Origin of the sequence: Pseudomonas sp. S150, from assembly GCF_004526365.1 — a bacterium.
Lineage (GTDB): Bacteria > Pseudomonadota > Gammaproteobacteria > Pseudomonadales > Pseudomonadaceae > Aquipseudomonas > Aquipseudomonas putida_A.
In genome coordinates, this window is sequence record NZ_CP038207.1 from 5,654,258 (window position 1) to 5,664,747 (window position 10,490).

Annotated in this window: 9 protein-coding genes; all 9 read right to left on the reverse strand. The window is 61.7% G+C overall.

Translation table 11 applies throughout. From position 1 onward, the window contains the following. Window positions 1-9: 9 nt before the first annotated feature. The 9 genes from lpxC to murD all read right to left on the reverse strand — a co-directional run bounded on the left by lpxC (window position 10) and on the right by murD (window position 10,489). A complete protein-coding gene (gene lpxC, locus E3Z29_RS26200) occupies window positions 10-921 on the reverse strand; it encodes a UDP-3-O-acyl-N-acetylglucosamine deacetylase (RefSeq protein WP_007961638.1) in 912 nt (303 codons plus the stop codon). A gap of 112 nt (window positions 922-1,033) precedes the next feature. Further along, a complete protein-coding gene (ftsZ, locus tag E3Z29_RS26205; protein ID WP_007961637.1) occupies window positions 1,034-2,230 on the reverse strand; it encodes a cell division protein FtsZ in 1,197 nt (398 codons plus the stop codon). Between the two features lie 68 nt (window positions 2,231-2,298). After that, window positions 2,299-3,558, reverse strand: a complete 1,260-nt coding sequence (gene ftsA, locus E3Z29_RS26210; RefSeq protein ID WP_003228014.1) for a cell division protein FtsA — start codon at window positions 3,556-3,558, stop codon at window positions 2,299-2,301. A gap of 15 nt (window positions 3,559-3,573) precedes the next feature. Next, a complete protein-coding gene (locus E3Z29_RS26215) occupies window positions 3,574-4,440 on the reverse strand; it encodes a cell division protein FtsQ/DivIB (protein ID WP_007961636.1) in 867 nt (288 codons plus the stop codon). A 4-nt stretch (window positions 4,441-4,444) separates the two neighbouring features. After that, window positions 4,445-5,419, reverse strand: coding sequence for a D-alanine--D-alanine ligase (locus E3Z29_RS26220; protein WP_027612179.1), 975 nt, complete (start codon window positions 5,417-5,419; stop codon window positions 4,445-4,447). Next, the gene (gene murC / locus E3Z29_RS26225; RefSeq protein ID WP_025109285.1) at window positions 5,416-6,876 is read right to left on the reverse strand and encodes a UDP-N-acetylmuramate--L-alanine ligase; all 1,461 of its coding nucleotides are present in this window, start codon (window positions 6,874-6,876) and stop codon (window positions 5,416-5,418) included. The genes E3Z29_RS26220 and murC overlap by 4 nt, the downstream gene beginning before the upstream one ends. After that, the gene (murG, locus tag E3Z29_RS26230; RefSeq protein ID WP_134787302.1) at window positions 6,869-7,939 is read right to left on the reverse strand and encodes an undecaprenyldiphospho-muramoylpentapeptide beta-N-acetylglucosaminyltransferase; all 1,071 of its coding nucleotides are present in this window, start codon (window positions 7,937-7,939) and stop codon (window positions 6,869-6,871) included. The genes murC and murG overlap by 8 nt, the downstream gene beginning before the upstream one ends. Continuing rightward, window positions 7,929-9,146 carry a putative lipid II flippase FtsW gene (gene ftsW, locus E3Z29_RS26235; RefSeq protein ID WP_003228018.1) on the reverse strand — a complete coding sequence of 406 codons (1,218 nt, stop codon included), beginning with the start codon at window positions 9,144-9,146 and terminating at the stop codon, window positions 7,929-7,931. Before ftsW ends, murG begins: the two co-directional genes overlap by 11 nt. Further along, a complete protein-coding gene (murD, locus tag E3Z29_RS26240; RefSeq protein ID WP_098965541.1) occupies window positions 9,143-10,489 on the reverse strand; it encodes a UDP-N-acetylmuramoyl-L-alanine--D-glutamate ligase in 1,347 nt (448 codons plus the stop codon). The genes ftsW and murD overlap by 4 nt, the downstream gene beginning before the upstream one ends. Window position 10,490: the final 1 nt, after the last annotated feature.

The window sequence follows — 10,490 nt, forward strand, 5'->3', positions numbered from 1 at the left end:
GTTTTTTACTTACACTGCCGCAACCGGGCGCATGTAAGAGATCGGTGCAGTGCTGGCGTCTTCGAACGTCACGACTTCCCACGCATCTGTCTGCTCAATCAACTTGCGCAGCAGCTGGTTGTTCAGTGCATGACCGGACTTGAAGCCTTTGAACTCACCAATCAGGCTGTTACCCAGCAGGTACAGGTCGCCAATCGCATCGAGGATCTTGTGCTTCACGAATTCGTCTTCGTAGCGAAGGCCGTCTTCGTTCAGTACACCATCGGAATCAACCACGATCGCGTTTTCAACGCTGCCGCCGAGTGCGAGGTTGTGCTTGCGCAGGTACTCGATATCACTCATGAAACCGAAAGTACGGGCGCGGCTGACTTCTTTTACGAACGAAGTGCTGGAAAAATCCACGCTTGCACTTTGGGTGCGGTCCCGGAAAACCGGGTGATCGAAATCGATCTCGAAGCTCACCTTGAACCCTTCGAAAGGGACGAAAGTGGCGCGCTTGTCGCCGTCTTCCACTGTCACTTCACGCAGGATGCGGATGAATTTCTTGGCGGCGTCCTGCTCTTCCAGGCCAGCCGATTGAATCAGGAATACGAACGGTCCAGCGCTACCATCCATGATCGGGACTTCGGACGCGGAGAGCTCGACGTAGGCGTTATCGATGCCCAGGCCAGCCATGGCCGAGAGCAAGTGCTCTACCGTGTCCACTTTGACGTCGCCGTTGATCAGCGTCGTCGACATAGTGGTTTCACCGACGTTTTCCGCGCGAGCAGGAATCTGCACCACAGGGTCGAGGTCAGCGCGACAAAACACAATGCCAGTGTCGACAGGCGCAGGCTTGAGGGTCAGGTAGACCTTCTCCCCGGAATGCAGGCCTACACCTGTGGCACGGATAATATTTTTCAGTGTGCGTTGTTTAATCATGGCTTGGGCCGCTTCAGCGCAAATTGCGAACTGGTATCAACAAAGGCTGGCGATAATAGCAGACCGAGCCTTTGCTGAACACCAATCACCGTCATAGCCCTGATACATTCCATCAATCGGCCTGACGACGCAGGAATGCCGGGATGTCCAGGTAATCCAGATCGTCCTGCGGGTTCATCTTCGCGGCAGTCGCAGCACCGGCCTGAGCCTGGTTGCGCATGACGGTCGGACGGTCCAGGTCACGGTAGTTCACCGCCGGAGCTTCCTGACGCGCAGGAGCAGGTTGTTGAACCTGAGCGGCAGCCATGGAGGTGTGAACGGTGTTGTCGATGACCTTCACAGGCTTCTCGATTTTCGCGCCCAGACCGGTGGCAACCACGGTGACGTGCAGTTCGTCGCGCATGTCCGGATCGATAACGGTACCGACCTTGACCATTGCGTGCTCGGAAGCGAAGGCTTCGATGATGCTACCCACGTCGGAGTACTCACCCAGGGACAGGTCAGGACCGGCGGTGATGTTCACCAGGATGCCGCGTGCACCTTGCAGGTTCACGTCTTCCAGCAGCGGGTTGCGGATGGCCGCTTCGGTCGCTTCACGCGCACGGTTCGGACCGCTGGCGCAGCCAGTGCCCATCATCGCCATGCCCATTTCGCTCATCACGGTACGCACGTCGGCGAAGTCGACGTTGATCATGCCCGGACGCTTGATGATGTCGGAGATACCGCGAACGGCACCCGCCAGTACGTCGTCAGCCTTGGCGAAAGCCGACAAGAGGCTTGCGTCTTTACCGAGGATGGTCAGCAGCTTCTCGTTGGGGATAGTGATCAACGAGTCGACGCTTTCGGAGAGCATGCGGATGCCTTCGTCGGCGATCTGCATACGCTTGCGGCCTTCGAACGGGAACGGACGAGTCACGACCGCAACGGTCAGGATCCCCATTTCCTTGGCCACTTCGGCGATGATCGGTGCAGCACCGGTACCGGTACCGCCGCCCATGCCAGTGGTGATGAACACCATGTTGGTGCCCTGCAGGACTTCGGCAATGCGCTCACGGTCTTCGAGAGCGGCCTGACGACCTACTTCAGGGTTGGCGCCAGCGCCGAGACCTTTGGTCACGCCGGTGCCCAGTTGCAGGATGGTGCGCGCGCCGATGTTTTTCAGCGCTTGAGCATCAGTGTTGGCGCAGATGAATTCGACGCCTTCGATGTTGCTCTTGACCATGTGGTTGACAGCGTTGCCGCCGCCACCGCCAACACCGATAACTTTGATTACCGGGCTTGCGGGGATGTTGTCTACGAGTTCGAACATTTTCCCTCTCCTTACATTCTCTAGTTTTTTCGCCTACTGCATTTTTGTAGCGGTGTTGCGGTAAAGCGTTAGAAGTTGCCTTGAACCCACTTCTTCAATCGGTCCAGCAACGGTGCCTGTGGCTCATCGTTGCTGTAGCTGTCGCGGCTGCCGATGCCCGAGAACGAGATCCCGTCGGACTGCTTCTGCAGGCCGTACATCAACAAGCCCACGCCAGTGGAATAAATCGGGTTGCGCACCACGTCATCCAGGCCCTTCACGCCATGCGGCACGCCCAGGCGCACCGGCATGTGGAAGATTTCTTCAGCCAGTTCGGTGGCACCTTCCATCTTCGACGTACCGCCGGTCAGGACGATGCCCGCCGGGATCAGGTCTTCGTAGCCGCTGCGACGCAGTTCGGCCTGGATCAGGGTGAACAGTTCGTCGTAACGCGGCTCGACCACTTCGGCCAGGGCCTGACGCGACAGTTCGCGCGGTGGACGGTCGCCAACGCTCGGCACCTTGATGGTTTCGCCGGCACCGGCCAGTTTGGCCAGGGCGCAGGCGTAGCGGATCTTGATCTCTTCGGCGTACTGGGTCGGGGTGCGCAAAGCCATGGCGATGTCGTTGGTCACCTGATCACCGGCAATCGGGATCACCGCGGTGTGGCGGATCGCGCCTTCGGTGAAGATCGCGATGTCGGTGGTGCCGCCGCCGATGTCGACCAGGCACACGCCCAGCTCTTTTTCGTCGTCGGTCAGTACCGAGTAGGCCGAGGCCAGTTGCTCGAGAATGATGTCGTCGATTTCCAGACCGCAGCGACGCACGCATTTTTCAATGTTCTGGGCAGCATTGACGGCGCAGGTGACCACGTGAACCTTGGCTTCCAGACGGACGCCGGACATGCCCAGAGGCTCGCGGACGCCTTCCTGGTTATCGATCACGTAATCCTGCGGCAGGGTGTGCAGCACGCGCTGGTCAGCCGGGATCGCCACGGCCTGGGCGGCGTCGAGTACGCGCTCCAGGTCAGCCGAGCTCACTTCGCGGTCACGAATCGCCACGATGCCGTGGGAGTTCAGGCTGCGGATGTGATTGCCGGCCACGCCGACGAACGCCGAGTGAATGCGGCAGCCCGCCATCAGTTGGGCTTCTTCGATCGCGCGCTGGATCGATTGCACGGTGGACTCGATGTTCACCACCACGCCCTTCTTCAGGCCGCGGGACGGGTGAGTACCGATACCGACGATTTCCAGCGTGCCGTCGTCCGCGACCTCGCCTACCAGCGCCACCACCTTGGAGGTGCCGATATCCAGACCGACGATCATTTTGCCGCTTTGCACGTTTGCCATGGGTCCTGCCTCTTCTTAATTCTTTGCGACAGCGGGTTGGGCTGTCGTCGGCGCTACTGGTTCCCGCCAGCCAACAGCGAGGCCGTTGGCGTAGCGCAGATCGATGCGCGCAATGTTCGTAATCTGGTCTTTAAGCGTCTTGTCATAGATGGCAATGAAGCGGCGCATCTTTTCCACCAGGTTGCCGCGTCCCAGCAGCAACTCGATGCCGGGGCCGGAGCTGCCGGCACCGGTGGTCAGGAACCAGCTGCCACGTTCACGCAGTTCCAGGCGCGCGATCGAGAAGCCCAGCGGCCGGAGCATCTGGCTCAGCACCTGATACTGCTGCATCACTTGCTGCTGGGCCCGTTGTGGGCCGAACAGCTGTGGCAGGTGTTCGTAGTTCGCCAACTCCTTTGGCGTGAAGGCCTGACCCTGGTTGTTGAGCAGCGACTCGTCGCCCCAACGGGCCACCGGCAGTTGCTCTTCGAGGCGGATCACCACCTGATCCGGCCACACCCGGCGTACTTCGGCGTGGGCGATCCATGGCATCTGCTCAAGCTCGGTCCGCATGCTGGCCAGATCAATGGTGAAGAAGCTCGACGCCACGTACGGGGCGATTCGCTGCTGCACCGCTTGCTGACTGATGTAGCTCAGGTCGCCCTGCACGGCGATCTTGGTGATCGGCCTGTCAGCGTAAGGCAGCAAACGCTGCGCGCCTTCGTAGGTACCGAACCCGAGCGCCACCAGCAGCACCGGCCAGAACAGGCTTTTCAGAAAGCCGAAATTGGCTTTCGGCAGGCGCGCGGACATCGGCTCTTTGGCCACCATTCGGCTGGCACCCCGCGGCACCGGCTTGCGGCCGGGTGCGGGTGGCTGATGTCTGAGATGAGCGCCTTGCATGGTCTTAACCTCGCGCCTCTGTGTTACCGGAGCCTTCAACACTGGCGGCCAGAATGGCCAGAACCAGTTGCTGGAAGTCCAGACCGGCAGCACGGGCCGCCATCGGCACCAGACTGTGATCGGTCATGCCCGGTGCGGTGTTCACTTCCAGGAACCAGAACTGTCCGTCGGCGTCCTGCATCACGTCCGCCCTGCCCCAACCGGCAATACCCAGCGCCTCACAGGCCTTGGCCGTGAGATCCATGAGTTCCTGCTCCTTGGCGGCATCCAGCCCGCACGGAATGCGGTACTGGGTATCGTTGGCGATGTACTTGGCGTCGTAGTCGTAGAACGTGTGCGGTGTACCCAGGGCGATAGGAGGCAACACCTGGTCACGCAGGGTGGCGATGGTGAACTCCGGACCTTGAATCCATTGTTCAACCAAGACTTGCGAATCGTAGGTACTGGCCGCTTTCCATGCGTCGATCAACTCGGACGCAGAACTCACTTTGGCCATCCCGATACTTGAACCTTCATGCGCCGGTTTGACGATCAAAGGGAAGCCCAGTTCCGTCGCCGCGGAAATACAATCGGCTTCGCTGCACAGCACAGCGTGACGCGGCGTCGGAATCCCGAGGCTGTGCCAGACCTGCTTGGTGCGCAGTTTGTCCATCGCCAGTGCCGAAGCGAGGATGCCGCTGCCGGTGTACGGAATACCGGCGCATTCGAGCAGGCCCTGCATCGAGCCGTCTTCACCGCCACGACCGTGGAGAATGATGAACGCGCGGTCGATCTTTTCATTCAGCAGACGCTGCAGAAAATCCTCGCCGACGTCGATCCCGAACGCGTCCACGCCCGCGCTTTGCAGCGCGTCGAGCACGGCGTTACCGGATTTCAGCGAAACCTCACGCTCGGCACTCATGCCACCGAACAGCACGGCGACACGGCCGAAATCTTTCGGCGCGATGGTGGAGAACAGGTTGGCGTAGGCAGCAGTCATTTCAACTTCCCCTCGACCGACGCCGCCACGGCGCCGGCGAACAATTCACTTTTCAACAGCTTCGGCGCGAGACCGCCGATATCCCCGGCACCCTGGCACAGCAGGATGTCGCCGGCACGCAGCAGCGGCTTGACCAGCGGCGCGAGGTCGACACCGCGCTCGATGTAGATCGGGTCGAGCTGACCACGCTGACGGATGCTGTTGCACAGCTTGCGGCTGTCCGCGCCCGGGATCGGCTCTTCGCCGGCCGGATAGACTTCCATCAGCAGCAGCACGTTGGCATCGGCCAGTACATTGACAAAATCGTCGTACAGGTCACGGGTGCGGCTGTAACGGTGCGGCTGGTAGACCATCACCAGACGGCGCTCCGGCCAGCCACCGCGCACGGCTTTGATCACGGCCGCGACTTCGGTCGGGTGGTGACCGTAGTCGTCGACCAGCATCACGTTGCCGCCGTCCACCGGCAGTTCGCCATAGACCTGGAAGCGTCGGCCAACGCCCTGGAACCCGGAAAGGCCCTGGACGATGGCTTCGTCGCTGACCCCTTCGTCGCTGGCGATGCAGATGGTCGCCAGCGAGTTGAGCACGTTGTGGTTGCCTGGCATGTTCACGGACACGTCCAGCGGCTCGCGATCCGGGCGCAGCACGGTGAAGAAGGTCTGCATGCCCTGCTGACGCACATTGATGGCACGCACGTCGGCGTCTTCGCTGAAGCCGTAGGTCACGGTCGGACGCTTGACCAGCGGCAGGATTTCACGCACCACCGGATCGTCCAGGCACATCACCGCCAAACCGTAGAACGGCAGGTTGTGCAGGAACTCGACGAAGGTTTTCTTCAGTTTGTTGAAGTCACCGTCGTAGGTCGCCATGTGGTCGGCGTCGATGTTGGTGACCACGGCCACCAGCGGTTGCAAGTGCAGGAAGCTCGCATCGCTTTCATCGGCTTCGGCGATCAGGTAGCGGCTGGTGCCGAGCTGGGCATTGGTGCCCGCGGCATTCAGACGGCCACCGATAACGAAAGTCGGGTCCAGGCCTCCGGCGGCGAACACCGAAGCGATCAGGCTGGTGGTGGTGGTTTTGCCGTGGGTGCCGGCGACGGCGATGCCGTGGCGATAGCGCATCAGCTCGGCGAGCATTTCGGCACGTGGCACCACCGGAATGCGGCGCTCAAGAGCCGTCGCCACTTCCGGGTTGGAAGTGTTGACAGCACTCGACACCACCAACACGTCAGCGGTAGCGGCGTTCTCGGCACGGTGACCGATATAGATGTGCGCACCGAACGATTCCAGACGCTCGGTCACCGGCGAAGCCTTCAGGTCGGAACCGGACACTTCATAGCCCAGGTTCAACAACACTTCAGCGATGCCGCACATGCCCACGCCGCCGATACCGACGAAGTGGATGCGACGGATGCGGCGCATTTCCGGTTGTGGCATGGCTTTCTGATTCTCAACCATGAGCCACCTCCAGGCAGGTATCGACCACGCTACGGGTGGCATCGGGTTTGGCCAGACGGCGGGCCGCTTGGGCCATTTCTTCGAGTCGTTGCGGTTGCATCAAGACCTCTGTCAGGCGCGCGGCAAGGTCCGCGGCACCAGTCGTTCTTTGCGGCATCACGAAGGCTGCGCCTTCACGGGCCAAATAATCGGCGTTGCGGGTCTGGTGATCGTCGATCGCGTGGGGCAAAGGCACCAGCATCGAGGGCAGACCAACGGCAGCCAGCTCACTGATGGTCAGCGCGCCAGCGCGGCACACCACCAGGTCAGCCCAGCCATAGGCCTGGACCATGTCTTTGATGAACGGCTGCACCTGCGCATCGACGCCGGCGGCGCGGTAGCGCTCTGCAGTCACTTCATCGTGGTTTTTGCCGGCCTGATGAAACACTTCCGGACGCAAATCGGCAGGGACTTGCGCCAGGACTTCAGGCAGCAACTTGTTCAACGGTTCTGCGCCCAGGCTTCCGCCGAGGATCAGCAAACGCGCTTTGCGCCCAGCCAGAGCCGGTCGCGATGTTTCGAGGAACAGCTCGCTGCGCACCGGATTTCCGGTGGTACGGCGGGTGTCCGACAGAGTAAAGGTGTCGGGGAACGCTTCACACACCCGGGCGGCGAACGGCACCAGCAACCGATTGGCGGTGCCGGCCACGGCGTTCTGCTCGTGAACGATCACCGGCACACCGGCCAGTTTCGCGGCAATCCCGCCAGGCCCGGTCACATAACCACCGAAGCCGACCACGCAGACTGGACGCAACTTGCGAATCACCGCCCGCGCCTGCCACACCGACTTGAGCAACATGAACGGTGCCTTGAGCAGCGACAGCTTGCCCTTGCCACGCAACCCGGTGGCATTGATGCGGTGCAGTTCCAGACCTGCAGCCGGCACCAGTTCGTTTTCGATTCCGCGTGGCGTGCCGAGCCAGTGCACGGTGTAGCCGCGCGCCTGGAATTCGCGGGCACAGGACAGCGCCGGGAACACATGGCCGCCGGTGCCGCCGGCCATGATCAATACGTTAGCGCCCATGGTTCGGCTCCTCGGCGAAGTCGCTCTCATGGAATTCCATCTCCTCACTGCCCAGGTGGGTTCGACTCTCCCACTCGATCCTCAGCAACAAGCCGAGGCAGGCACAGCAGATCACCAGGGAACTACCGCCATAGCTGAGGAACGGCAGGGTCAGGCCCTTGGTCGGCAACAGGCCGACATTCACGCCGATGTTGATCAGGAACTGACCGATCCACAGGAACGACAGACCGTAAGCCACATAAGCGGCGAAGAACTGCTTGGCCTTCTCGGCCCACAGACCGATGTACATGCCGCGAATACAGACGAAGACGAACAGCGCCACGGTGCACAGCGAACCCACCGCACCCAGCTCTTCGGCAAGTACGGAGAACACGAAGTCGGTGTGCGCTTCAGGCAGGTAGAACTGTTTCTGCACGCTGTTGCCCAGGCCAACGCCCAGCCACTCACCGCGACCGAAGGCAATCAACGCCTGCGACAACTGATAACCCGCGCCGAACTGGTCGGCCCACGGGTCGGCGAAGTTAGTCAGACGCGCCATCCGGTAGGGCTGCATCTGAATCAGCAAGACCACGGCCCCGACTGCGAGAACCACCATCAGCGAGAAGCGGAACAGCCCGACTCCGCCGAGGAACAGCATCGCCGCCGCAGCCCCCATCATTACCACGGTGGCACCGAAGTCCGGCTCCATCAGCAACAGACCCGCCATCGGCAGCAGCACGATGAACGGCTTGAAGAAGCCCATCCAGCTCTCGCGCACTTCTTTCTGCCGACGCACCAGATAACCGGCGAGGTAGATCACCACAAACACCTTGGCGATCTCGGACGGCTGAACGTTGAAGAAGCTGAAACCGATCCAGCGCATCGACCCGTTCACTTCACGGCCGATCCCCGGGACGATCACCATCACCAGCAGACCGAATGCGCCGATCAGCATCATCCAGCCCAGACGCTGCCAGGTGGCAATCGGAATCATCATGGTGATGATGCACGCGCCGAGGCCCAGTGCCACGTAGATCAGGTGGCGAATCATGTAATACAGCGCGCTGCCCGACTGCGCCGCCGCCACTTCAGTGGAGGCCGAGGCGATCATGATCAGGCCCAGGCCCAGGAGCGCCAGGCAACCGGCGAGCATCGGGAAGTCGAGGTCGATGCCACGGCCGGTGATGATCGGCGACGGGTACGGCTTGATGATATTGCGCAGGCTCATGCCAGATCCTCCACGGCGCGGACGAACTGGTGACCACGGTCTTCGTAATTCTTGAACATGTCGAAACTGGCGCAAGCCGGCGACAGCAGCACCACGTCACCCGACTGGGCGACCGCGCGGCATTGCGCAACGGCGTCGACCAGCGAGGTCGCGCGAATCAGTGGCACGGCGTCACCGATGGCCTCGCCGATCTTGTCGGAGTCGCGGCCCATCAGGATCACGGCGCGGCAGTTGGCCGCCACTGGATCACGCAGATCCTTGAACTCGGCACCCTTGCCATCGCCGCCGGCAATCAGCACAACCTTGCCGTCGATGTCCGCACCCAGGCCTTCGATGGCAGCCAGAGCGGCGCCGACGTTGGTGGCTTTGGAATCGTTGTAGTAACCGACGCCGTCGAGGTCACGCAGCCACTGGCAGCGGTGTTCGAGGCCGGTGAAGTTACGCAGGGCATCAAGCATGGCGTCGAACGGCAGGCCGACCGCATGCCCCAGCGCCAGCGCCGCGAGGGCGTTGGCCTGGTTGTGCGCGCCACGTACTTTCAGTTCGCGCACCGGCATCAGGTTCTGGAATTCGAAGGCCAGGTATTTCTCGCCGTCTTCTTCGCGCAGGCCGAAGGCCTTGAAATCCGGTTTGTTCAGGCCGAAGGTCCAGCATGGCTGGCCTTCGCCGATCAGCGGACGGCTGAGTGCATCCTGACGGTTGACCACGAACTGCTTCGCACCACGGAAGATCCGGTGCTTGGCCAGGTGATACGCTGGCAGGCCGCTGTAGCGGTCCATGTGGTCTTCGCTGATGTTGAGCACGGTGGCCACTTCAGCGTTGAGCTGGTCGGTGGTTTCCAGCTGGAAGCTCGACAGCTCCATCACGTACAGCTCGACGTCATCGCTGAGCAATTCCAGTGCTGGCGTACCGAGGTTGCCGCCCACCGCGACGCGCTTGCCGGCCGCAGCCGCCATCTCGCCGACCAGAGTGGTGACGGTGCTCTTCGCGTTGGAACCGGTGATGGCCACGATCGGCGCCCGCGCGTTACGCGCGAACAACTCGATGTCGCCGGCCATTTTCACGCCACGGGCGGCAGCGGCTTGCAGGGCCGGGGTCGCCAGCGCCAGGCCAGGGCTCACGTAGAGCTCGTCGGCACGGCACAGGAATTCGACGTCCAGCTCGCCACAACGCACTTCCACGTGCGGATAGTCACGCTTGAGCGTGGCCAGTTCCGGTGGATTGTCCCGCGTATCGGCGACGGCAAACGACACGCCCCGGTTCGCCAGGAAGCGAACCAGGGACATGCCGCTCTTGCCGAGGCCGACAACGATGCGGAAGTGGTCAGAAGCGATCAGAGACACT